Origin of the sequence: Collimonas sp. (assembly GCF_035566375.1) — a bacterium.
Taxonomy (GTDB): domain Bacteria; phylum Pseudomonadota; class Gammaproteobacteria; order Burkholderiales; family Burkholderiaceae_D; genus Collimonas.
In genome coordinates, this window is record NZ_DATMRK010000028.1 from 160,648 (window position 1) to 185,574 (window position 24,927).

At 55.3% G+C, this 24,927-nt stretch carries 19 protein-coding genes and 3 tRNA genes; 5 read left to right on the plus strand and 17 right to left on the minus strand.

Features of this window, described 5'->3' with window-relative positions; genetic code table 11:
* The first annotated feature begins 120 nt into the window (after window positions 1–120).
* On the plus strand, window positions 121–852 hold the full coding sequence (locus VNZ60_RS07875; protein WP_325657866.1) for a carbonic anhydrase: 732 nt from the start codon (window positions 121–123) through the stop codon (window positions 850–852).
* A gap of 134 nt (window positions 853–986) precedes the next feature.
* Here VNZ60_RS07875 and VNZ60_RS07880 read toward each other — a convergent pair whose 3' ends face one another.
* The 12 genes from VNZ60_RS07880 to VNZ60_RS07935 form a co-directional block, all read right to left on the minus strand.
* The gene (locus VNZ60_RS07880; RefSeq protein WP_325657867.1) at window positions 987–2,912 is read right to left on the minus strand and encodes a SurA N-terminal domain-containing protein; all 1,926 of its coding nucleotides are present in this window, start codon (window positions 2,910–2,912) and stop codon (window positions 987–989) included.
* Between the two features lie 341 nt (window positions 2,913–3,253).
* Window positions 3,254–3,330: transfer RNA gene (locus VNZ60_RS07885), tRNA-Asp, on the minus strand.
* 61 nt (window positions 3,331–3,391) lie between these two features.
* Window positions 3,392–3,467 (minus strand) — tRNA-Val (locus VNZ60_RS07890).
* A 105-nt stretch (window positions 3,468–3,572) separates the two neighbouring features.
* The gene (locus VNZ60_RS07895; protein ID WP_325657868.1) at window positions 3,573–3,845 is read right to left on the minus strand and encodes an HU family DNA-binding protein; all 273 of its coding nucleotides are present in this window, start codon (window positions 3,843–3,845) and stop codon (window positions 3,573–3,575) included.
* Between the two features lie 294 nt (window positions 3,846–4,139).
* Entirely contained in the window at window positions 4,140–6,551 is a 2,412-nt protein-coding gene (lon, locus tag VNZ60_RS07900) for an endopeptidase La (protein ID WP_325657869.1), read from the minus strand.
* 315 nt (window positions 6,552–6,866) lie between these two features.
* The gene (clpX, locus tag VNZ60_RS07905) at window positions 6,867–8,135 is read right to left on the minus strand and encodes an ATP-dependent Clp protease ATP-binding subunit ClpX (RefSeq protein WP_325657870.1); all 1,269 of its coding nucleotides are present in this window, start codon (window positions 8,133–8,135) and stop codon (window positions 6,867–6,869) included.
* A 174-nt stretch (window positions 8,136–8,309) separates the two neighbouring features.
* The gene (clpP, locus tag VNZ60_RS07910) at window positions 8,310–8,936 is read right to left on the minus strand and encodes an ATP-dependent Clp endopeptidase proteolytic subunit ClpP (protein ID WP_325657871.1); all 627 of its coding nucleotides are present in this window, start codon (window positions 8,934–8,936) and stop codon (window positions 8,310–8,312) included.
* A gap of 94 nt (window positions 8,937–9,030) precedes the next feature.
* Entirely contained in the window at window positions 9,031–10,383 is a 1,353-nt protein-coding gene (gene tig, locus VNZ60_RS07915) for a trigger factor (protein WP_325657872.1), read from the minus strand.
* 213 nt (window positions 10,384–10,596) lie between these two features.
* Entirely contained in the window at window positions 10,597–11,085 is a 489-nt protein-coding gene (locus VNZ60_RS07920) for a CreA family protein (protein WP_414648796.1), read from the minus strand.
* 144 nt (window positions 11,086–11,229) lie between these two features.
* Window positions 11,230–11,316: transfer RNA gene (locus VNZ60_RS07925), tRNA-Leu, on the minus strand.
* A gap of 136 nt (window positions 11,317–11,452) precedes the next feature.
* Window positions 11,453–14,563: an efflux RND transporter permease subunit gene (locus tag VNZ60_RS07930; protein WP_325657873.1), complete on the minus strand. Its 3,111-nt coding sequence runs from the start codon at window positions 14,561–14,563 to the stop codon at window positions 11,453–11,455.
* Window positions 14,560–15,756 (minus strand): efflux RND transporter periplasmic adaptor subunit, encoded by a 1,197-nt coding sequence (locus VNZ60_RS07935; protein ID WP_325657874.1) that lies wholly within the window; start codon window positions 15,754–15,756, stop codon window positions 14,560–14,562. The genes VNZ60_RS07930 and VNZ60_RS07935 overlap by 4 nt, the downstream gene beginning before the upstream one ends.
* Before the next feature lie 233 nt (window positions 15,757–15,989).
* Between VNZ60_RS07935 and hpnC the strand changes: the two genes are divergently transcribed.
* The 4 genes from hpnC to VNZ60_RS07955 all read left to right on the plus strand — a co-directional run bounded on the left by hpnC (window position 15,990) and on the right by VNZ60_RS07955 (window position 20,472).
* Window positions 15,990–16,799 carry a squalene synthase HpnC gene (hpnC, locus tag VNZ60_RS07940; RefSeq protein ID WP_325657875.1) on the plus strand — a complete coding sequence of 270 codons (810 nt, stop codon included), beginning with the start codon at window positions 15,990–15,992 and terminating at the stop codon, window positions 16,797–16,799.
* A gap of 137 nt (window positions 16,800–16,936) precedes the next feature.
* Window positions 16,937–17,770: a presqualene diphosphate synthase HpnD gene (hpnD, locus tag VNZ60_RS07945; protein ID WP_325657876.1), complete on the plus strand. Its 834-nt coding sequence runs from the start codon at window positions 16,937–16,939 to the stop codon at window positions 17,768–17,770.
* A gap of 47 nt (window positions 17,771–17,817) precedes the next feature.
* Window positions 17,818–19,188, plus strand: coding sequence for a hydroxysqualene dehydroxylase HpnE (hpnE, locus tag VNZ60_RS07950; protein ID WP_325657877.1), 1,371 nt, complete (start codon window positions 17,818–17,820; stop codon window positions 19,186–19,188).
* A 153-nt stretch (window positions 19,189–19,341) separates the two neighbouring features.
* Window positions 19,342–20,472: an alpha-hydroxy acid oxidase gene (locus VNZ60_RS07955; RefSeq protein WP_325657878.1), complete on the plus strand. Its 1,131-nt coding sequence runs from the start codon at window positions 19,342–19,344 to the stop codon at window positions 20,470–20,472.
* 15 nt (window positions 20,473–20,487) lie between these two features.
* On the opposite strand, the gene VNZ60_RS07960 is transcribed toward VNZ60_RS07955, so the two are convergent.
* The 5 genes from VNZ60_RS07960 to VNZ60_RS07980 all read right to left on the minus strand — a co-directional run bounded on the left by VNZ60_RS07960 (window position 20,488) and on the right by VNZ60_RS07980 (window position 24,845).
* Entirely contained in the window at window positions 20,488–21,189 is a 702-nt protein-coding gene (locus VNZ60_RS07960) for an ankyrin repeat domain-containing protein (protein ID WP_325657879.1), read from the minus strand.
* Window positions 21,182–21,976 (minus strand): TatD family hydrolase, encoded by a 795-nt coding sequence (locus VNZ60_RS07965; protein ID WP_325657880.1) that lies wholly within the window; start codon window positions 21,974–21,976, stop codon window positions 21,182–21,184. The genes VNZ60_RS07960 and VNZ60_RS07965 overlap by 8 nt, the downstream gene beginning before the upstream one ends.
* 115 nt (window positions 21,977–22,091) lie before the next feature.
* Entirely contained in the window at window positions 22,092–22,826 is a 735-nt protein-coding gene (gene rph, locus VNZ60_RS07970; protein WP_325657881.1) for a ribonuclease PH, read from the minus strand.
* An 8-nt stretch (window positions 22,827–22,834) separates the two neighbouring features.
* Window positions 22,835–23,749, minus strand: coding sequence for a PP2C family protein-serine/threonine phosphatase (locus VNZ60_RS07975; protein ID WP_325657882.1), 915 nt, complete (start codon window positions 23,747–23,749; stop codon window positions 22,835–22,837).
* A 79-nt stretch (window positions 23,750–23,828) separates the two neighbouring features.
* A complete protein-coding gene (locus VNZ60_RS07980) occupies window positions 23,829–24,845 on the minus strand; it encodes a serine/threonine protein kinase (protein WP_325657883.1) in 1,017 nt (338 codons plus the stop codon).
* Between the last annotated feature and the right edge of the window lie 82 nt (window positions 24,846–24,927).

A 24,927-nucleotide genomic window follows, 5' to 3' on the forward strand; every position in this document is an offset into this window, starting at 1 on the left:
ATTTTTCCCAGATCTTTACGGGACTTCTTTTCTTAAAATATGGTTTGCAGTGATCCAGTCTGGACACTTCCTCCAATCCATTTTTTAGAGACCACCATGAAAAGATTTCTCAAATGCGCCTTGACCGGCAGCTTGTTGGTTAGCGCAGCGGCGGCGGCGCTTGCGTCAGAAACGGCCGCGCACTGGTCTTACCAAGGAAAAACAGATCCTACTCACTGGGCCGAGGGCAATCCCGAAAACGCCGCCTGCCAATCTGGCCGGCGGCAATCCCCGATTGCGCTGTCCGAGAGCACTGCCAAGCGGGTTGCAAGCAAGGACTTTTCTATCCAGTACGAGCCGGGAACGGTCACCCTGGTAAACAACGGCCATACCATCCAGGCAAATGTCCGTGAAGCCAACGATACCGTCAACTTCAAAGGGCAAACATACAAGCTCGATCAATTTCATTTCCATACGCCCAGCGAACATACCATTGACGGCAAATCTTATTCCATGGAATTGCATCTGGTGAACAAAAGTAATGATGGAAAAATAACCGTGGTTGGCATTTTCATCAAAGAAGGCAAAGAAAATCAGGCGTTGGAATCGGCCTTCGCCGATCTGCCCGCGAGACAAACGTGGACCGGACGGCAAGCGAAAGTCGATATCACGGCATTGATTCCGAACGACAAAAAAGCCTTGGCTTACTCAGGATCTCTGACGACACCGCCCTGCTCGGAGATGGTCAACTGGATCGTGCTGGAACAGCCGATTGAAATGTCGAAACAACAAATTGCCGCATTCAAGGCAATCTTTCACGACAATCATCGGCCATTGCAGAAATTAAACCATCGCGATATCGACGAAGAATAAGCGACCAAGAATAAGCTTTGCGCAAAGCGCCTATCGCGCACGTAGATATAAAAAATGCCCATCCCGCTTGCGCTGGATGGGCATTTCTCAAGGTAACTTAATTAAATCAGTTTTGCTTCAATTCTGCGTTAATTTTATTTGTCGTTGCCGTCAACCGGCGCAACCGCCACCGGCTTCAGAATCTTGACCTTGGCTTTCTGTTTCAGCACATCCACATACGCCAGCATTTCCTGTTGCGCCAGGACGTTGGTGATCTGCTGCTGTTCAGCGACACGCCGCGCCTGATCCTGCACCGCCGGCTGGTTGACCTTGGCGATGCGATACAGCGCATATCCTTGCTGCGGCAACACCACGCCGACATAGGCTGGCAATTTATTCGCATTAGCCTTCATCACCGCCTCGAACGCCAATGGATTGATACCCTGACTATTGGCACGCGACACGGTTTGCACTGCGCCGAAACCACTAGCATTGTCTTGCGCCTTCAAGGCAGTCAGTTTTTCTTCGCCGACTTTTTTGGCCAGTGCCGCTTCTTCGGTACGGGTAACCTTGTCACGGATAATTGCCTGGACTTCTTCAAACGAGCGTTTCGTGACCGGCTTGTACTCGACTACATGGCCAGCGATAAACGTATTCGGGGCAATTTCAATTGCTTCGGTATTGTGCTTGTTCTTCAAAGACTCGTCAGAATACAGCGCCGTCAGGAATTTCTGATTGTTGTACGGAACAGTAGGTGCAGCAGCCGGATTCGGCTGGCGGCCGAGATTCGCAGCGGATTGGATTTGCAGATGTAACTTGTCCGCTACCGTCTTCAAGCTATCGGCCTGCTCATACACCGTGTTGCTGAAGGTTTCCGCCAGTTCCGTAAATTTGCGCGCCGCCAGTTGTTTCTTGATTTCCGCTGCGATATCTGTCTTGACTTCATCCAGCGGCTTGACCTGCGCCGCCTTGATGCCGGTCAGTTCGATAATGTGATAGCCGAAATCCGACTGCACCAGATCGCCGATCTCGCCTTGTTTCAACTTGTTTGCAGCATCTTCGAAAGGCTTGACCATCATGCCGGCGCCGAAATAGCCGAGATCGCCGCCCAATTCCGCTGATGCGGTATCTTGCGAATTCGCCTTGGCCACCTTGGCAAAATCAGCTGGGTTCTTGCGCACTTCCGCCAGCAGACTCTCCGCCTTGGCTTTTGCCGCAGCCTGTTCCGCAGCCGGCGCATCTTTTTTCACTGAAATAAGGATATGGCTGGCGCGGCGTTGTTCCGCCGTGGTGTAACGGCTCAGGTTCTGGTCGTAATAGGATTTGATGTCTGCGTCGCTGACCGATATTTGAGCGGCAATCGCGGCGCCGTCGAGCAGTACATAGTCCGCCTTGATTTGCTCGGGAATCTCGAATTCCTTGGCGTTCTTTGCGTAATAGTCCTGTAGCATGGCGTCAGTGACTTTCACTTGCGCCGCATAGTCGGCAGCCTTGAACAGCAATTCCTGCACGTCACGTTCCTGATCGTTGATATCAGACAAACGGGTGGCGACTGTTTTAGGCGTAAATGCAGTCGTTTGGACAGCACCATTCAATTGCTGCATCGCCATATCCTGACGCAGGCGCGCCTCGTACATAGTCGGCGTCGAGCCTTGTGCGGCCAACAGCGCCTTGTATCTTTCATTGTCGAACTTGCCGTCCGCGCCCTGCAATTCCGGCACGCCCATGATGGTTTGCCGCAAGCTTTGATCGGATACGGAGAGATGTTCGCTGCTAACGGTGGCAAGCAACACTCGTTGCGAGATCAGATTATCCAGCACACCTTGCTTGGCTGCTGGTGTCTCGACCATCTTCGGGTCGAAACGATCGCCAAATGCCTGGCGCATGCGATCCATTTGCTGGCGCAAAGCGGCATCCCATTCCTGCTGAGTAATCGGCTGGCCGGCGACTTTCGCCACCGTGTTGGCGCCATCGCCGAAACTGCTATAGCTTTGCAGTCCGACTAAAGCAAAAGAAGGAATGATCAAGAGCATCAACAAGAACTGCATCAAGCGCTGATGGGTACGGACAAATTCAAACATGGTCGGCCGATCAAGAACAGATTGCTAATAAAGTAGGCAGCAATACAAATCAGTAAGACATATGGAAAGGGGCGAACTTTCGTTCGCCCCTTTTGTATTCTGGCGTAATAGATGGGATGACTGAAAACGCCAGCCCATCAAAAAATATCACAATAAAATCAAAAACTTAGCAACAGCTCAAACAAAAATAACAGCAAAATTGCCGGTCGCTTTGTCAGTATTGTGTAATAACGAATGATTTTAGCAGTGTTTTCTGACTTGTTACAGCCATAAGAAGCAAAAATCCCCTGATAAATTGGTTCTTGAAATAAAAACGCCCGCTTGCGCGGGCATTTGTATTCTGGCGGAGTGGACGGGACTCGAACCCGCGACCCCCGGCGTGACAGGCCGGTATTCTAACCAACTGAACTACCACTCCTAAAACTGCTGGCAAATCTTATAAAACAAATTCGCATTTATCATTTGTTGCCTGACTGCGTTGGTGGGTGCTGAGAGGCTCGAACTCCCGACCTACGCCTTGTAAGGGCGCCGCTCTACCAACTGAGCTAAGCACCCTCGCGTATCGGATTTATTCAGAATGCACTCAAAAACATTTTAATAAAACACGACAGCCTAGCCAGTCAAACATCTAATTGGCGTTTGTCACCACGCCAAAAGAAGCTAGTTTACAGCATCTTTCAACGCTTTGCCAGGCTTAAATTTAGGAACTTTAGCTGCCTTGATTTTAATTGCCTCTCCGGTGCGTGGATTACGGCCGGTGCGCGCTGCGCGTTTTCCGACCGAGAACGTGCCGAAACCAACCAGGGTAACGGAACCACTCTTCTTCAAAGTGGTTTTAACTGCGGCGATCACAGCGTCCAATGCGCGTGTCGACGCGGCTTTGGAAATGTCCGCTGACTTGGCGATGTGATCGATTAATTCGGTTTTATTCACTGAAGCCCCCCTCATTTGAATTGAAATTCCAGATGATGCGCGTTTCCGTTTTTTTGCGGAAAATCATCGCAGATGGACTGCAGAAAAAAAATCTGCAGCTGGTATTAAACAAGCCGCAAAGCCTTGTGTCAAGCGCTTTGCCGGCGATACGGGAAGGTTTAGCCTGATTTTACAAACTTGATGTATTCAACATCAAATGGATACACGCGCGCAAAAAAAAAAGCGCTCTTGCGAGCGCTTTTCAAAGAAAAAATTTGCCAATGAATTCAACAGCCTATCGATCAGAGCACAGGCTTAATGCTTGACCACGCTAGGATCCGTCTTCTCGCTGCTCTTGGCAACTGCCGCATCCAGCATCGCTTCTTCATCGGTCAAGGCCACCGGCTGCCGCTCCAGAGCTACCTCCAACACTTTGTCGATCCAGCGTACCGGCACGATTTCCAGCTTGTTCTTGACGTTGTCCGGAATCTCGGCCAGGTCCTTCACATTCTGCTCTGGAATCAATACCGTCTTGATGCCGCCGCGATGCGCTGCCAGCAGCTTTTCTTTCAAGCCGCCGATAGGCAAGACTTCGCCGCGCAAAGTGATTTCACCCGTCATCGCAACATCGGCCCGCACCGGAATCCCGGTAAAGATCGACACCAATGCGGTAGTCATCCCGACACCGGCTGAAGGTCCGTCTTTCGGCGTCGCACCTTCGGGTACGTGAATGTGGATATCGCTCTTCTCGAACGCCTCACTCTTGATACCCAATTTTGTAGCGCGGCTACGCATCACAGTGCGCGCTGCCTCGATCGATTCCTTCATCACATCGCCCAAGGTGCCGGTACGAATGATGGCGCCCTTACCCGGCATTTTCACGGCTTCGATGGTCAGCAATTCGCCGCCCACTTCAGTCCATGCCAGACCGACCACCTGGCCGATTTGATTTTCTTTCTCGGCCACGCCGTAGTCGAAGCGCCGGACACCGAGGAATTTATCGATGTTCTTGGAAGTGACTGCGACCTTCTTCTCTTGCTTCTTCAGCAGCAGCAACTTCACTACCTTGCGGCAAATCTTGGAGATTTCCCGTTCCAGCGAACGTACCCCGGCTTCACGCGTGTAGTAACGAATGATGTCGCGAATCGCACCTTCGGCCAGGCTGATTTCTTCGACCTTCAAACCATTGTTCTTGATTTGTTTAGGCAGCAGATAACGCAGCGCGATATTGGTCTTTTCATCTTCGGTGTAACCGGACAAACGAATCACTTCCATCCGGTCCAGCAGCGCCGGCGGAATGTTGAAGGAATTCGAAGTCGCCACAAACATCACATCCGACAAGTCGAAATCGACTTCGATGTAGTGGTCCGAGAACGTATGGTTCTGCTCAGGATCAAGCACTTCCAGCAAGGCCGAAGACGGATCGCCGCGGAAATCCATGCCGAGCTTATCGATCTCATCCAGCAGGAACAGCGGATTGCGCACACCAACCTTGGCCAGGCTTTGCAAGATCTTGCCGGGCATGGAGCCAATGTAAGTGCGACGGTGACCGCGAATTTCAGCCTCGTCGCGCACGCCGCCCAAAGCCATCCGCACGAATTTACGATTGGTGGCGCGGGCGATCGATTGCCCCAGCGAGGTTTTACCCACGCCTGGTGGACCGACGAAACACAGGATCGGCGCTTTCAATTTGTCGACGCGCTGTTGCACGGCAAGATATTCCAGGATGCGTTCTTTAACCTTATCGAGGCCATAGTGATCGCCTTCCAGCACTTTTTCGGCGTTACCCAGTTCGTTGTTGACCTTGGATTTTTTCTTCCATGGCAAGCCGACCAGCGTATCGATGTAGTTGCGCACCACGGTGGCCTCGGCTGACATCGGTGACATCAGCTTCAGCTTCTTCAGCTCGCTCTGCGCCTTTTCCAGTGCTTCCTTAGGCATCTTGGCGGACAGCACTTTCTTTTCCAGCTCCTCCAGATCAGCGCCTTCTTCGCCCTCGCCCAATTCTTTCTGGATCGCCTTGACCTGCTCGTTCAGATAGTATTCGCGCTGCGATTTTTCCATCTGCCGTTTGACCCGGCCGCGAATGCGCTTCTCGACTTGCAGGATATCCAGCTCGCCTTCGAGCTGACCCAGCAAGTGCTCGTAACGCTTGGCGATATTGAAGATTTCCAGGATGACCTGTTTTTGCTCAAGCTTCAGCGGCAAGTGAGCAGCAATGGTATCGGCCAGGCGGCCGGCGTCATCGATGCCAGACAGCGAAGTCAGGATCTCTGGCGGGATCTTCTTGTTCAGTTTGACGTACTGGTCGAATTGCTGAACGATGGCGCGTCGCATCGCTTCCACCTCAGCCTCGTCGCCCAGCTCCGACTCAACCGGCGTCAGATCGGCGACAAAGTGCGTATCGAGTTCGCTGATGTGGTGAATACGTGCACGTTGCGCACCTTCGACCAGCACCTTGACCGTGCCGTCCGGCAGTTTCAACATTTGCAAGATATTGGCAACGCAGCCGATTTCATAAATATCGTCCGGCGACGGCTCGTCCTTGGCTGCGGCCTTCTGGGCCGCGAGCATGATGCTTTTGCCCTGCTCCATCGCGGCTTCAAGAGCCTTGATCGATTTTGGGCGACCGACGAACAATGGAATCACCATATGCGGGAATACCACCACGTCCCGTAACGGCAAGAGAGGCAACTGAGTTTGTTCAGTAAATGTAGAAGTCGTCATGGTGAGCCCTATCAAAAAAACTTATTAATGATGTTGGCACGAGTGGCCGAAACTCAAGCCCCGGTTTCAACAATAAATCACCACTTCTATTTGCGATGCATCTGCGATGGCCAACAAAAAAGCCACACGCGAAGCTAACTTCGGGTGGCTTTGCGATTGAAGCCAAATCATATATTTTGGTAAATTGTACTACTTTTGGGTCAAAAACCTGCTTAAACCCTTGCTTTTTACATGGTTTTACAAATTTACGGATTTTATCCTGCCGGCAACGACTGGCCTGTTCCAAGGCCAGCCTGCACGGACTAGCGTTTTGCCTTATTTTGCGCCGGACACCTTAGGTTGCTCATGGTAAATCAACAATGGTTTTGCACCGCTGTTGACCGTGTTTTCATCAACCACGACCTTGGCAACATTTTGCTGACTTGGTAAATCGTACATTACGTCGAGCAACACGTGCTCCAGGATGGAACGCAGGCCACGTGCCCCGGTCTTACGCGCCAAAGCACGTTTGGCGATAGCTTGCAGCGCTGCTGGCCGGATTTCCAGCTCGGCGCCTTCCATCTGCAGCAATTTGGAATATTGCTTGACCAGAGCGTTCTTAGGCGCAATCAGAATCTCGATCAACGCCTCTTCGTTCAGCTCGGCAAGTGTTGCAATCACCGGCAGACGACCAACCAGCTCCGGAATCAAGCCGAAGCGCGTAAGATCCTCAGGCTCGGCGTCCAGCAATACTTCGCTGGAGGTGCGCTGGCTTTGGCTCTTCACATTTGCCGAAAAGCCAATACCGCTCTTTTCCGAACGTTCGGAAATGATCTTGGTCAGGCCATCGAAAGCGCCGCCGCAAATGAACAGGATATTGGTGGTGTCGATCTGCACGAAATCCTGATTCGGATGCTTGCGCCCGCCCTGTGGCGGCACCGAAGCCATAGTGCCTTCGATCAGCTTCAGCAAGGCCTGTTGCACGCCCTCGCCCGACACATCACGGGTGATCGACGGGTTATCCGATTTACGTGAAATCTTGTCGATTTCATCGATATACACGATGCCTCTTTGCGCCTTCTCGACTTCGTAATTGCAATTTTGCAGCAATTTTTGAATGATGTTCTCGACGTCCTCACCGACATAACCGGCTTCGGTCAAGGTGGTAGCGTCGGCAATCACGAAAGGCACGTTCAGCATGCGCGCCAGAGTCTGCGCCAGCAAGGTTTTACCGGAGCCGGTTGGGCCGACCAGCAAAATATTGCTTTTTGCCAGTTCGATGTCATCCTTCTTGCCGAGATGCTTGAGGCGCTTGTAATGGTTGTACACTGCCACCGACAAAATCCGCTTGGCCGGTTCCTGGCCGATCACATATTGATCAAGCAGTTCGCAAATCTCTTGCGGGATCGGCAGTTCCGATTTTTGACCATCCAGCGTTTCGACGTTCGAAGCTTCATCAGTAATGATGTCATTACAGAGATCGATACATTCATCACAAATGAATACCGATGGCCCGGCGATGAGTTTTTTCACTTCATGCTGGCTTTTGCCGCAGAAGGAACAATAAAGCAGTTTTTCGCCGCTGGAAGATTTTTTATCAGACATAAAGGCAGAGTTTAAGTAAAACTATGGAGGGGGACCGCCGCATTGAATTGCATTGAAAAATCGCATTGAAAATTTATATTACCCGCGAAATCCAGATTCGTCACGCTCGGACGATTTTTGAAAAGCAAAACGCCCGTACCTTTGGGGCCGGGCGTTTTATTCATCACTTAATAATCAAGCGCGTGTCGCCAGGACTTTATCAATCAGGCCGTATTCCACAGCTGCATCTGCAGACATGAAATTATCCCGATCCGTATCCTTGCCGATCTGGTCAATGCTTCTGCCGGTCTTGTCAGCCAGAATACCATTCAGGCGCTCGCGCAAATACAGAATCTCGCGCGCCTGGATTTCGATATCCGAAGCCTGCCCTTGAGCACCGCCCAAAGGCTGATGAATCATGATGCGCGAGTTGGGCAGCGAAAAGCGCTTACCCTTGGCGCCCGCAGCCAGCAAGAAAGCACCCATCGAAGCCGCCATGCCGGTACACAAGGTAGAAACGTCCGGCTTGATGAACTGCATGGTATCGTAAATCGCCATGCCGGCAGACACCGAACCGCCAGGAGAATTGATATATAAGGAAATATCCTTGTCAGGATTTTCGCTTTCCAGGAACAGCAGTTGCGCCACGATCAGGTTGGCGGTCTGGTCGTTGACCGGACCCACCAGGAAAATCACCCGCTCGCGCAGCAAACGCGAATAAATATCGTAGGAACGCTCACCGCGGCCACTCTGCTCAATCACGATAGGCACCATGCCGAGCATGTCAGTATCCAGTGCCGAATTACGATCAAAGCCTGTCATATTTTTCCTTATGGAGAGCGCTCAAAACTTAATCAATCCACCGAACAGGTCCAGGCATGCGCCTGAACCTGAGGCCAGCTGAAATTCAAGCTGATTAAGCCTGTTGCCCGTTGTTGCTCATTAATTCATCGAATGCGACCGATTTTTCAGTCACTTTCGATTTGCCCAGCACATAGTTAACGACGTTTTCTTCCAAAACAAGAGCTTCGACCTCAGCCAGACGGCGACGATCGCTGAAATAATATTTCAGGACTTGTTGTGGATCTTCGTAGCTTTGCGCAAAGTCTTCAACCTGGGCCTTGACTTGCTCTGGAGTTGCCTGCAGCTTGTTTTCCTTGACTACTTCAGCCAGGATCAAACCCAGACGCACGCGACGTTCAGCCTGGGCTGTGAACAGCTCTGGCGGGAACGGCATGTCGTTGACCTTCATGCCGCGCTGCGCCATGTCTTGACGGGTCATTTCAACCAGACGCTCGACGTCTTGCTCGACCAGCGCTTTTGGCACTTCCAGATCGCTGACCTTGATCAGTGCATCCATCACGCTGTCTTTATTCTTCGCTTTGACGCGGGAACCGACTTCACGCTCCAGATTGAGCTTGATGTCAGCGCGCATTTTTGTCAGATCGCCGTCTTCGATGCCCAGGGTTTTTGCAAACTCGGCATCAACTTCCGGCAGATGCGCCCATTCCAGCTTCTTCAGCGTGATGGTAAATTCTGCAGTCTTGCCGGCTACGTCCTTGCCGTGGTAATCCGCTGGGAAAGCCAGTTCAAAGGTCTTGGCTTCGCCGACTTTCAAGCCGATAGTCGCGTTCTCGAACTCAGGCAACATACGGCCTTCGCCCAGTACGTAAGCGTAATCATCAGCTTTGCCGCCTTGGAATTCAACGCCGTCGATCTTGCCGACGAAATCGACAGTCACGCGGTCGCCGTTCTTGGCTGTCAGATCGCTGCCGCCATCGCCGTGCGCGCCTTGCTCGCCCTTGACGTGGTAATGCACGCGCTGCTTGCGCAGGATGTCGATGGTCTTGTCGATTTCAGCGTCGCTGACTTCAGCCTTGGTTTTTTCGACTTCAACGCTGGCCAGATCGCCGATCTTGACTTCAGGGTAGATTTCGAAAGTAGCATCGAATGCCAGCGTGCCTTCAGCCACGCCTTCGCTAGTCTTCGGCTCGATCTTCGGGTAACCGGCAACGCGCAGATTGTTTTCGTTGGCAGCGGTGTTGAAAGCATTGCCGACTTTGTCGTTCAGCACTTCGGTTTCGACCTGGTAGCCATATTGTGCAGCGACCATCTTCATCGGCACTTTACCTGGGCGGAAGCCAGGCGCTTTAGCGGTGCGCGCGCGAACCTTCAGGCGCTTCTCGACTTCGGTTTGCACTTCGCTCAGAGCGATGGTGAGGGTAAGGCGGCGTTCAAGTTTATCCAGAGTTTCGACTGCAGTTGCCATGTGGATCGTCCAAAAATTAAAAATTCCGTGGTGCGACTAGAGTAAATTCGAGGTAAAAGCGAAACAAAACAGCAAATTATTGCCATTTTGACCCCGACCCCGTCGCGCTAAAGTCCGATATTCTATACGTAAAACAGCCGGTTGCGCCAAAACGCGTCACTCCGCTCTCGTAATAAACCCGTAATTATTCTGCAATAAGCTCCAACAAATCGCTTATTTGAGCGGAATCGGGCTGCTGGCCGGCACCGGCACCGCCGTCACGCTGTTTTGCGGGCTGCCGTCGATCAATTTATCCGAATAGGTAAGATAGACCAGTGTATTCCGTTTGGGATCGACCAGCCGCACAATGTGCAAGCGCTTGAACAGCACCGACATGCGTTCGGTAAATACATCTTCCTGTAACGGCAGCTTGGCGCTGAACTGCACCGTGGCGACCTGGCGACAGGCAATCGACGCTTCAGCCCTATCCTCTGCCAGCCCTACCGTGCCCTTGACACCGCCGGTACGCGCGCGCGACACATAACAAGTGACGCCCTGCACCTTGGGATCATCGTAAGCCTCAACCACCACTCGGTCATTCCGACCGAGCCAGCGGAATGCGGTACTCACCTCGCCCACTTGTTCCGATGCCGCTTGCGCCGCGCTGCTCGTGATTGCAGCAACACCAAGTAATGCGATCGACATCAAGGATTTTGTACGCATGTTTATTCCCAGAAAGAAATTACGATTGTATGCCGGACCAGCCACCCATCGCCTGCAAAAATTGCAGACGTAAAAAAACCCTCGTCAGAGGGTTCTTCTGGTCTTGCTTTATATCCAGCTAGCCGCCAGTAAATTCCGGCAGACTGGTGCGACCGAGAGGACTCGAACCTCCACAAGATTGCTCTCGACAGGACCTAAACCTGTTGCGTCTACCAATTTCGCCACGGTCGCGCTTATTACAAATTTCAACAAATACAGTGCAATCCTGCTCAGCAAGATTGGACAGCCCGCTATTCTACTGCAAGCCGTCCGATATGGCGAGTGATCAACTCATTTTCACAGCAAATTTCTGCTCATTGTGCGTGCGTCAAGCATGCTCGCCCGATTGCGGCTTTTTCACCCGGAACCAGGCCGCATACAACGCCGGTAAAAACAGCAAGGTCAAGCCGGTCGCAACGATCAAGCCACCCATGATCGCCACCGCCATCGGTCCCCAGAACACTGAATGCGACAAGGGGATCATGGCCAGCACCGCCGCTGCCGCAGTCAGCATGATCGGCCGGCAACGTCGCACCGCCGATTCGACAATCGCATCCCACGGCGCCACGCCACTGGCGATATCGTGCTCGATCTGATCGATCAGGATCACCGAGTTACGGATGATCATGCCAAACAGCGCGATCACTCCCAATTGGGCAACAAAGCCGAACGGCCTCTGCAACAGCAGCAATGCCGCGGCAGCGCCGGCGATACCCAGCGGCCCGGTCAGGAACACCAGCAAGGAACGCGAAAAACTATGCAATTGCAGCATTAGTAAAGTGAAGATAATGAAAATCACCAGCGGCACATTGGCGGCAATCGAAGCCTGCGCCTTGCCGCTGTCGTGGGCGGCGCCGGCGACATCGATAATATAGCCAGGCGGCAGCTGCGCTCTTATCTTGTCAAGCTGCGGATTGATCTGCTCGGTGACGGTCGGTCCCTGCACACCGTCGATCACATCGGCTTGCACCGTAATCGCCCAGTTGCGCCATTCACGCCACACCACACCCGGCTCCCACACCAGTTTGACAGTGGCGATTTGCGCCAGCGGCACCGATTTACCGCTGGCCGTCGGCACATTGGCCTGGTTCAAGGCATCGATGGTGGCCCGCTCGTCCAACGGTTGCCGCACCGTGATATCGATCAGACGATCGTGCTCACGATATTGGCCGATGGTGGTGCCGGTCAACAGGGTGTTGACGGTCTGCATCACGGTCTGCGAACCGATGCCCAGCGTGCGCAACTTGTCCTGATCCAGATCTACCCGCAGTACCTTGACCGATTCGTTCCAGTTGTCATTGAGGCCGATAATATTCGGATTGCCGCTCATGACGCCCTTGACCTGATCGGCAATCGTCCTGACCTTGGCAGCATCGGTGCCGCTGACGCGGAACTGCACCGCATATGGTACCGGCGGGCCGCTAGGCAATAATTTGACACGACCTCTTACTTCCGGGAAGCCATGCTTGAACGCTTCGGTAATCCGCAAGCGCAAGGCGTCGCGCGACGCCAGGTCCTTGGTCAGCAACACCAGCTGCGCCACGTTGGTCTGCGGCAGGATCTGGTCCAGCGGCAGATAAAAACGCGGGCTGCCGCTGCCGACATAGGTGGTCATGCTTTCCAGTTCGGGCGCAGCGTGAATGTAGGCTTCGAATTTCTTGGCCTGGGCCTCGGTTGCAGCAAAAGAAGAACCCTCCGGCAACCATAGCTCGATCATCAACTCAGGCCGGCTGGAATCGGGGAAAAACTGCTCTTCGATAAATTTGAAACCGAATACACCCAAAGCAAACACCATCAGGGTCAAGGCGATGGTGGTCTTGCGCCACTCGACACACCAGTTGACGGCATTTCTGACCCGCGTATAGAAAGGCGTATTGAACAATTCATGACGACCGTCGGCGCCGGCTGCCGGTTTTACCTTCAGCAGCAGATAGCCGATGTACGGCGTGAACAAGACTGCCACCAGCCAGGAAATCAGCAAGGCCAGCGCATTCACCGAAAACATGGAAAAGGTATATTCGCCGGCCGCCGACTTTGCCAGGCCAATCGGCAAGAAGCCGGCGGCGGTAATCAGGGTTCCGGTCAGCATCGGCATCGCGGTAGAGGTATAGGCAAAGGTCGCCGCCTCCAGCCGCGACAAACCCTCCTCCATCTTGCGCACCATCATTTCCACCGCGATGATGGCGTCGTCCACCAGCAAACCCAGGGCGATGATCAGCGCGCCCAGCGATATCTTGTGCAAATCGATGCTAAAGATATACATGAACAAGAAAGTTACCGCCAGCACCAACGGAATCGTCAGCGCCACCACCAGGCCGGGCCGGACGTCGATGCGGAACGGCTTGGTATGAAAGCCCAGTGACAGAAAACTCACCGCCAGCACGATCAATACCGCTTCCATCAGGGTTTTCAAGAATTCGTTGACGGATTCGGCGACGATTTTCGGCTGGTTCGAGACCCGCTCCAGATCGATTCCGACCGGCAGTTTGGCCTTGATCTGGGCGGTCATATTTTCCATATCCTTGCCCAAAGCGATAATGTCGCCGCCCTTCGCCATCGAGACGCCAAGCCCGATCACTTCCTTGCGGTTAAAGCGCATCTTGGTTTGCGGCGGATCCTGGTATTCACGCTTGATGGTAGCGAAATCGCCCAACCTGAAAGTAGTGTTGTTAGCCCGCAACTGCAGGTTTTCCAGGTCTTTGGGCGAAGCCAGCGCCCCGCTCACGCGGATTTGCAGATTGTCGCTAGCAGTCGCCAGCACGCCGGTCGACTGCAGCGCATTCTGCGCACTCAACTGATTGACGATGTCTTGTACCGTAATCCCCAGTTGCGAGAATTTTTTCTGCGAAAATTCGATGAATATTTTTTCGTCCTGGACCCCGAACAAATCCACCTTGGCAACCGACGGCAAGGTCAGCAATTGCTGGCGCACAAAATCAGCGTAGTCCTTGACGTCGGCATAATTGAAGCCGTCGCCGGAGACAGCGAAAATCGAGCCGTAGGTTTCGCCGAACTCATCATTGAAGAACGGCCCCAGCACGCCTTGCGGCAGAGTCAGCTTGATGTCGCCGATCTTCTTGCGCACCTGGTACCAGGCGTCCACCGTTTCCTTGGGCGTGGCCGATTCCTGCAGTTGCAGGATGATCAGCGTTTCGCCCGGCTTGGAATAGCTGCGGATGGTGTCGACGTGCGGGGCTTCCTGCAGTTTCTTTTCCAGCTTGTCGGTTACCTGATCCGCCATTTGCAAGGCGGTGGCGCCCGGCCATTGCGCCGACACCACCATGGCGCGGAAGGTAAATGGCGGATCTTCATCCTGGCCCAGGCGGCCATAACTGAGAATGCCGCCGATCACCAGCACCACCATCAGGTAACGCGTCAGCGGTATATGCTCCAGCGCCCAGCGCGACAGATTGAAACCAGTCTTTTTTTCATCGCTCATCGGGCCGCTCCGCTCGCGGTGGCGGCAGCGGCATTAGACGCCAGCGGCGGACTGGCTGCGGATTTGGCGGCAGGCAGGCTGCCCTCCGGCGCATTCAGGATGCTGACCTTTTGCCCCGGCTTCAATTGGTTGACGCCAGCCGTAACTACCTGCTGGCCGCCACGCAAGGCGCCTTGAATCCATACTTCGTTGCCATGCTGCCCGGTAATCTGCACCGCCACCTGGCGCACCGCGCCGCCGTCGACCGCCCACACCGCGCTATGGTCCTGTACCCGCAACAGCGCGGTGAGCGGCACCTTGATTGCGTCGTCGCTGGTTTTGCTGGTGAAACTGGCGTACGCCGTCATGCCCAGCTTGACGTTAGGCGTATCGTCCGGGATGGCAATCTTGATGGCATAGGTGCGCGTCACCGGATCGGCAATCGGCGATACCTCGCGCACCGTGCCGTGGATCACTTGCTTGGGATCGGCCCATAAACGTACCTGCACGTCGCCGCTGCGGCGCAACGCATCGACTTGATTTTCTGGCGCGCCGACCACCACTTCCTTAGCGCCTTGACGCGCCACGCTAACCACCGGCGTGCCTGCCGCCACCACTTGCCCGGCCTCGGCGTTGATGGCGATGACGACGCCGTCCACATCCGACTCCAGCGTGGCGTAAGCGGTCTGGTTCAACTGCCCCTTGAATGCGGCCTCAGCCTGATCGTAAGTAGCTTGCGCGGCCTTGAACGCCGTATCTTTCGCTTCCAGCACCGCCTGGCTGACAAAATTCTTGTCGCGCAGCTCCTGATAGCGTTTCAGGTCAGCCTTGGCTGTATCCCGGTTGCTGGCAGCTGAGGTGACGGCGGCCACCGCCTGCGCTTGCGCCAGTTGCAAATCCTTCGGATCCAGCCGCATCAGCACCTGGCCACGTTTGACGACGGTACCTACATCGACCTGGCGCGCAATGATCTTGCCCCCTACCCGGAAACCAAGTTGCGATTCATAACGGGCTTGCACGGCGCCGGGAAACTCGGAGGTGACGTCGGCATTGGCCGGATTCAACACCACCACTCGCACCGGACGAATATCTTCGACTTTTTCGACAGGCTTGGAACAGGCAGCCAGCAACAATGTGCAAATAAGCAACAAACCGGAAGCACGCATGAGCGTTTTGGCAGGTGCAGCCGGACGCGGATTTATCTGGATCGACACGATTTTTCCTTTACTATTCTGGGCTGCCGCCGGAACGCACGCTACCGTTCAGCATGGCGTGACGGCAATGCATCACCGCCGCTTCGTACACGCCGTTTCGTAGAATTAATAACTTTTAAGTCAGTTATTATAATTGCGTTGGATTAAGTTTGCGCAAAGCTTTTTTATGCCTGACAACAAGAGGCAAATAATGATTTTTTTGATAAAAAAACTCTCTCTTTCTCACTCTTTTAATGTCAATTAATCATTACGAAAATTTCCCAGTCGCCTCACTGCTTCTGCCAGCCAGCTTGCGTCCCGCGGTCAGGGCGATCTACGCATTTGCCCGCAGCGCTGACGACATCGCCGACGAAGGCGACGCCAGCGCCGATCAACGCTTGCGCGCACTGCACGCATATGAAGCAGCATTAGACAGAATAGAACATAAGCAAGCCGCGGAAAGCAGCTTGTTTCAAACACTGGAACAGGTGATTGTTGAGCACCAGTTGCCGCTGACACCGTTTCGAGATTTGCTATCCGCCTTCAAACAGGACGTAGTCACCACCCGCTACAGCCAGTTTGCCGACCTGCTCGATTATTGCCGGCGCTCAGCCAATCCGGTCGGCATCCTGATGCTGCATCTGTATGGTGCAGCGACCGCGGAAAACCTGCGGGATTCGGACGCCATCTGCTCGGCACTGCAACTGATTAATTTTTGGCAGGACGTGGCGATCGACTGGGACAAGGCCAGGATTTATCTGCCGCTGGAAGATTTGCAGCGTTTCGGCGTATCGCAGGCGCAGCTTGCCAGCGGCACGGTGGATCATGCCTGGCGCCGCCTGATGCAGTTCGAGGTGCAACGTGCGCGCGGCATGATGATCGGCGCCCAGGCGCTGGCGCTGAGACTGCCGGGTCGGATCGGCTGGGAATTGCGGCTGGTGATACAGGGCGGCTTGCGCATCATGGAAATGCTGGATGCGGCGGATTACGATATGTTCCGCCAGCGCCCGAAACTAGGTAAAGGCGACTGGTTGCTGCTGCTCTGGCGCGCCTGGCGCATGTAGTGAGCCAGTATGTGAGCTGGCAAATAAGCCCATAAAAATCAATAAACCCAACAAACCCTTTCTGTATTTCCACATTTCTTACGTATACTTCGGGCAAATTGTTTTTTAAGCTGTTTTTTAAGCCGCTACCCATATCCATGTCCCCAGACGATTACTGCCAGCAAAAAGCCGCTCAGAGCGGCTCCAGTTTTTATTACAGCTTCCTGTTCCTGCCGGTAGAACGCCGCCGCGCCATCACTGCGCTGTACGCCTTCTGCCGCGAGGTGGACGATACGGTCGACGAATGCACCGATGAAAGCGTGGCGCGCAGCAAACTGATGTGGTGGCGCAAGGAAATCGCCGCCATGTTGGCCGGCAATCCATCCCATCCGGTGACCCTGGCCCTGCAGCCGCATCTGCAGCCGTACGGGCTAGACGGCAAGCATCTGCAAGCAATTGTCGACGGCATGGAAATGGATCTGAACCAGACCCGTTACCTGGACTATCCAGGCCTGAAGCAATATTGCTGGCACGTGGCTGGCGTAGTCGGCATCCTGTCGGCCAGCATCTTCGGCGTGACTCAGGCGCAGACCTTGCAGTTCGCCGAAAAGCTCGGTCTCGCATTCCAGCTGACCAACATCATCCGCGACGTCGGCGAGGATGGCCGCAAGGGCCGCATCTACCTGCCGGTCAATGAACTGCAGCAGTTCAACGTCACCGCCGCCGATATCCTGAACGCGCGTCATAGCGAGAATTTTGTCAATCTGATGCGCTTCCAGGTGGCGCGTGCCCAGCAAGCCTACGATGACGCCTTTGCCCTGCTGCCTAAACAAGACCGGCGCGCACAGCGTCCCGGCCTGATGATGGCTGCCATCTACCGGGCCTTGCTGAACGAGATCGAACGCGACGGTTTCCATGTATTGAATCAACGCATTTCGCTCACGCCCATCCGTAAATTGTGGCTGGCGTGGAAGACCTATGTGCGCGGTTAAAGTCATGCCATCGGTCATTCGATTACTTTTCTTTGCGCGCCGCTGAAATGGCCGCAGAAGCACAACATATCGCGGTGATCGGCGCCGGCTGGGCCGGCTGCAGCGCCGCCGTCGAACTGACGCAGGCCGGTCATCAGGTTACCTTGTTTGAAGCCAGCCGCCAGCTCGGCGGCCGGGCCCGGCGCGTCGACATCAACGAAACCATACTGGATAACGGCCAGCACATCCTGCTGGGCGCCTACAGCCAGACGCTGCAGATGATGCGCAAGGTCGGTATCGATCCGGCCAGCGCCATGCTGCGCCTGCCTTTGCAAATGTGTTATCCGGCAGATAGTGGCGGCATGACTTTTGTGACGCCGCGCTTGCCGGCGCCGTTGCATTTGCTGGTGGCGCTATGGCGCGCGCGCGGCCTCGAGCGCCAGGACAAACTGGCGCTGGCGCGCTTTTCGTCGGCGGCGCGCTGGATGGGCTGGCAACTGCATGACGATTGCAGCGTCAGCACCTTGCTGGAACGCTTCGACCAGACCGAGCGCTTGATCCAGCTGATGTGGCGTCCGCTCTGCATCGCCGCACTGAATACCCGGCCGGAGCACGCTTCAGCCCAGGTTTTCCTGGCCGTGCTGCGCGATAGCCTGGGCGCTCGCAGAAGGGCTTCGGACATGCTGTTGCCGCGCCTCGACCTGAGCAGCCTGTTTCCGCAACGGGCCGCCGCATTCATCGAAGAACGCGGCGGCAACGTCGAATCCGGCAGCAGCGTCAAGCAATTGCGCCGCCACGGCGAGTCATGGCGCTTGCAAACCAGCGACGCCAGCCTGGATTTCGACGCCGTCGTGATCGCCACGCCGCCCGAAGCCGCAGCGACGCTATTGGACGGCTGCACCGATGCTCCGCAGCTGGCGCCGTTGCTGACGCCTTTACTGAACTCATTGCGCGCTTTTGAATACGAGCCGATTACTACCTGCTTCCTGCAATATGCAAGCAGCACGCGCCTGCCGCAACCATTCTTCGCCCTGGTCGACGATCCGGAAAACGCTGGCGGCACAGCGGCCTGGGGCCAGTTCGTATTCGATCGCGGCCAGCTCGATCCGGCCCAGGCCGGCTTGCTGGCGGTTGTCATCAGTGCCTCATCCGAGGCCATACAAGCCGGCCATCAAGCCTTGGCGAATGCGGTCGCGGCCCAACTGGCTGCGGCCTTCAAACAACCCCAATTGGCGGCGCCATCCTGGACCCAGGTCATTTCAGAAAAACGCGCCACCTTCGCCTGCACTCCGGGCCTGGCGCGGCCGGCCAACGACACTGGCCTCGGCAAATTGCTGCTGGCCGGCGACTACACCGCCAGCGACTATCCGGCGACGCTGGAATCGGCGGTACGCAGCGGCAAGCAGGCAGCGCAGGAGTTGCTGGCACAAATCCGCTGAATCATTGATGCATTGATGCATTGTTGAGGGGCGGCGAGATCATCATTTGACCATTTTGCTTGAAAATGCTTCACGCCAGACATTAATAGATTTCCTCTATGCCGGCGTTGTTTTCATCTAATATAGTGCCATTCATGCAACCAAGAGAATCCTATGTCTGTCATCACCTGCGTTGAAGACTTGCGCCTGCTGGCCAAGAAACGTGTACCGAAAGCGTTTTACGACTACGCCGACAGCGGCTCGTATACCGAATCGACCTACCGCGCCAACAGCAGCGATCTGGCCGCCATGCATTTGCGCCAGCGGGTAGCCATTAATGTCGACCAGCGCTCCACTCGCAGCAGCATGATCGGCCACGATGTGACGATGCCGGTAGCGATTGCGCCGACCGGCCTGACCGGCATGCAATGGGCCAACGGCGAAATGCTGGGCGCCATCGCCGCCGAAAAATTCGGCATCCCGTTTACCCTGTCGACCATGAGCATCTGCTCGATCGAAGACGTCGCCAGCGTCACCAGCAAACCGTTCTGGTTTCAGTTGTATGTGATGCGCGACCGCGGCTTTATCAAATCGCTGATTGAACGCGCCAAGGCCGCCAAGTGTTCGGCGCTGGTGCTGACGCTGGATTTGCAAATCCTCGGCCAGCGTCACAAGGATCTGAAAAACGGCATGTCGGTGCCGCCGAAAATGACGCTGGCCAACCTGCTCGATCTAGCCACAAAACCCGGCTGGGCCATGCGCGCACTCGGCGGCCGCAAGTCATTCGGCAACCTCGCCGGCCACGTCTCCGGCGCCGATGGCGTCGTCACCTTGAGCAAATGGACCGCCAGCCAGTTCGATCCCACACTATGCTGGGACGACATCGCCTGGATCAAGGAACAATGGGGCGGCAAGCTGATCCTGAAAGGGATACTGGACGTTGAAGACGCCAAGATCGCCGCCACTACCGGCGCTGACGCCATCGTCGTCAGCAATCATGGCGGCCGCCAATTGGATGGCGCCGTATCGTCGATCTCGGCGCTGCCAGCAATTGTCGATGCGGTGGGCGATCAGATTGAAGTCTGGATGGACGGCGGTATCCGCAGTGGCCAGGACGTCCTGAAAGCGGTTGCCTTGGGCGCCAAAGGCACCATGATCGGCCGTGCTTTCCTGTACAGCCTGGGAGCAATGGGGGAAGCCGGCGTCACCAAGATGCTGCAAATCCTGCAGCAGGAACTCGATGTCAGCATGGCGCTGACCGGTACTAAAGATATCAAGGATGTGGGGCCGCACATCCTTACTTGAAGCCGACTGTGGGAATTACAGCTTGCCGGCCTGCTTGAGGCGATGCGTCAAGCCTTCGGCAATATCGTCGTGCTCGAATTTCTTGGCGAGATCGATGGCCGTCATGCCGAGATCGTTTTTCAAGGTGGCGTCGGCGCCGCTGTCGAGCAGCAGCTTGACGGTCAGGATTTTGCCGGCGCGCGCAGCCATCATGATCGGCGTCGTATGGTTGGGTGAACCGGCGTCGATGTAGGCCGAGGCGTCCAGCAGCATCTGTACGATTTGATCGTTGCCGATCGCGGCGGCGTAATGCAGCGCCGTCCAGCCAGTGTTGTTAGGCTCAGCTTCCTTGTCCAGCAAGGCTTTGACTGCCGCCACGTCGCCCTTGTAGGAGGCAATCATCAATGCCGTGTCGCCGTTGCGCGCACGCAGGTTGAGATCGATGCCGCGCGCGTTGAGCAAGACATTAAAGACTTTCTTTGAATCCTCGTGCTCAGCCAGCATCAGGCCGGTTTCGCCACGCTGCTTTTGCACCACCTGATTCGGATCAACGCCAGCTGCCAGCAGTGCCTTCATGCCACGCTCGTCGTCCAGCTGTACTGCTTTGGCAAAGGCGTCGGCATTGCTTGCGTGGCTCACCGATGGCAAACAGGCCAGCGCCAGCAGCAGCAACAAAAACGCTGAAAATCGCGAATGACTATTCATGCGATTAATCATGCGATTAAATGAGTTAAGCATGCGCCTGATCCTTTGCCAGTTTGAATAAATTGAAAAAATTATCGGTAGTCTGCTGCGCCACCTCGGCCGCCGGCACCCCCTTCAGATTCGCCAGGAATTCGCCCACATGCATGACCCATCCCGGTTCATTCATCTTGCCGCGATGCGGCACCGGCGCCAGATACGGCGAATCGGTTTCAATCAAGGTGCTGCTCAAGGGCACGGCCAAGGCCACAGCCTGCAACTCCTTGGCGCTCTTGAAAGTGACGATGCCGGAAAACGAAATATAAAAACCCATCGCCATCGCCGCCTGGGCGACTTCCAGCGATTCGGTAAAACAATGCATCACGCCGCCGGCGCCACCGGCATCGGTGCCGGCGCCCTCTTCCTGCATGATGCGGATGGTGTCTGCGGAGGCGGCGCGGGTATGGATGATCAAGGGCTTGCCGGTTGCGCGCGAAGCCCGGATGTGGCGCCGGAAACGTTCACGCTGCCATTCCAGGTCGCCCTGCAAGCGATAATAATCGAGGCCGGTTTCGCCGATGGCGATGATTTTCGGATGATCGGAAAGACGAATCAGATCATCGACGCTGGGCTCGGGCGTGTCTTCATAATCGGGGTGCACGCCGACCGAGGCGTAGATATGCGGATAGGTCTTGGCCAGTTCCAGCACTTGCGGGAAATCGGGCAAATCGACCGATACGCACAGCGCATGGGTAACCTGGTTTTGCGCCATCTTGGCGAGTATTTCCGGCATCCTGGCGGACAGCTCCGGAAAATTGATATGGCAGTGGGAATCGATATACATAGACCGGATTATATCGCTTGCGCGCCCGCCATCGATGACGTGAACGCAGGGCGGGCAGGTTTTTGTGCCCACCCCCTACCTCTGCACGAATTCAGCCAAACTTATTCAGCCGAACCTATTCAGCCAAACCCAAGGCTTGCTTTTGCAACTGGATCAGCTCGCTGATCCCGCCCTGCGCCAGATCCAGCAGGCTATTCAAGGTAGGACGGTCGAACGCTACGCCTTCCGCTGTGCCCTGCACCTCAATGAAATGGCCGGTATCGGCCATCACCACGTTCATATCGGTATCACAGCCGGAATCCTCGACATAGTCCAGGTCCAGCACCGGCGTGCCCTGATAGACGCCGACCGAGATCGCCGCCACAAAGTGTTTCAGAGGAATCGCGGCGATCGCCTTGCGTTCCAGCAGTTGTACAAATGCGTCGTAGGCTGCCACCATGGCGCCGGTAATCGCTGCGGTGCGGGTACCGCCGTCAGCCTGGATCACGTCGCAATCGAGATGCAAGGTGCGCTCGCCGAAAGCCTGCAAATCGAATGCAGCCCGCAGTGAACGGCCGATCAGCCGCTGGATTTCCTGGGTGCGCCCGGATTGCTTGCCGCGCGCCGCTTCGCGGTCCATGCGGGTATTGGTGGAACGCGGCAGCATGCCGTATTCGGCGGTCAGCCAGCCTTGTCCTTTGCCCTTCAGAAAACCTGGCACCTTTTCTTCCAGGCTGGCGGTACAAATAACTTTGGTGTCGCCGAATTCAACCAGCACCGAACCTTCGGCGTGCTTGGTGTAATTGCGGGTCAGGCGCACCGTGCGCAAAGCATCGGCGGCGCGTCCGCTAGGACGGGTGATAGGTAACATGTAACTCCTTAGATATTCTTTTCAATAGCGCCACGGATTTCCGCGATCGCCTGTTCGATATCGGCGTCGCTGAAGCCGTCTGGCGCATCTGTCGCGCCCAGTCGCGGCGCCTGGATGGTGGTGGTCAGGCTGCCAATCGGCAGCGTATGGGTAACGATCGAACTGGATGGATCGTCTAGGTTCGGGTCGCTGCCCCAGGCCATTGCCAAAGCGGTAATATTATCGCTGGTTTTACCGGCAATCCCTAGCGCGTTATTCACCAGTTCCGGCACCGCCCGCACGATGGTGCTGGTTTGCAGACGCTGCGCCAGGACATGATCGGGCAGCATCGACCACAAGCCGTCCGAACACAGGAGCATGACATCACCGGCCTGCAGGCTGACACGGCGCGACAGTTCGACGATGGGCATATTGGTCGCGCCAAGGCAATTGAATAGCTTGTTGCGATCCGGATGGGTTGCGCGCTCGGAAGGATCGGCTTTGCCCTGGGCAATCAGGCTCTCGATGCGCGAGTGATCGCGGGTGCGCGCCAGGATCTGGCCGTTACGCATCCAGTACAGGCGCGAATCGCCGCAGTGCGCCCAGAATGCGCTGTTGTGCTGGATCAGGCAGGCGACCACTGTGGTGCGCGGGGTTTCCGAGAGTTTATGCACTTCCCGGTAACGATGGATTTCCATGTGCGCAGCGTAAAAAGCGTCTTCCAGAAACCGCTCAGGCTTCTTGATATACGGCTGGGCATTTTTCTGGAACAAGGACCCGATGGTTTGCATCGCGATGTTGGCGGCGATCTCGCCATGCAGGTGACCGCCCATGCCATCGGTCAGCAACAGCAGCAAGGCGTCACGCGTGAAGCTATAACCCATCCGGTCTTGATTCACCTTGCGGCCGCCGATATGGCTTTCTTGATAAACAGAAAATCGCATGACTATGTGTAATTCTTACTAAAAATACAGCTAAAAACTGGGGGCAATGAAGCGGCGCACTAGCGCTTGCTATTGGGCACTATTGGGTGTTTTCCTGGATCGTCGTATCCGGGTTGCTCTCGGCTTTGCGACGGAACTGGATATGCGTGAAAAAGACGCTGCGTATCTTGCGCGTAACCATATCGCGCACGCTCACCTCTTCTTCCTGCACCGGCTCCATCAAAGCGCGCTGCACCGCGAACACGCTTTGCGGCCGCTGCAGCGGATCGATCATCAGGCACCAGCGCACCACCTGGATCAATTCCGGCGAATACAAGCCTTCCAGTTTGCGGAAATGACCTTCCATCTTGTCGTTGACCTTGCGCTGATCCACCGGCTGCGGCGGCGCCCCGACCATGCAAGCGAAAATCGAAGCGCCGATGCTATAGATGTCGGTCCAAGGCCCAAGATTGCCATTACGCTCATACAATTCGGCCGGGGCGAAACCCGGCGTGTACATTGGATACAGCTTAGGCGAATCGGAACGCAAGGTTTGGCGGGCGGCGCCGAAATCCAGCAAAATCGGCGTGCCGTCAGCCCGCAAATAGATATTTGCCGGCTTCAAGTCCAGATGCAGCAGTTTATGCGTATGCACTTCGCGCAGGCCATTCATCACATGACGGAACATCTTGCGGATGAATTTTTCCGATACCAGCGGCTTTTCCCCCTTATCGCGACGGCGCAGGATGTGCTCTTGCAGCGAGCGCCCCGATTCGTAGGCCATCACCATGTACACCGTTTCATTGGCGCGGAAGAAATTGATCACGCTGACCACGTTCGGGTGCGAGATGCGCGCCAACGCGCGGCCTTCCTCAAAAAAGCACTTTAGGCCGATCCGGAAGGTCGGCAGGTTTTCCGGCGAGATTGCCGGCGCCAGTTCGCCCCATTGACGTAATGCCAATGAACTCGGCAGATATTCCTTGATGGCGACTGCGTTGCCATCCTCGTCGTATGCCAGATAGACAATACTGAACCCGCCAGAAGCAATCTTCTTTACAATGCGGTATCCAGCAATTTTTAGCCCGTCAGGCAATGGTGCATTGTTTTGCGCGGCCATGCGATCCTACCTTAGTGAACAGTGTGAGGATTGTCTTGATAAATCGCTGACTTGTAAAGAAAAACCCTTGCAACCCAGAAAC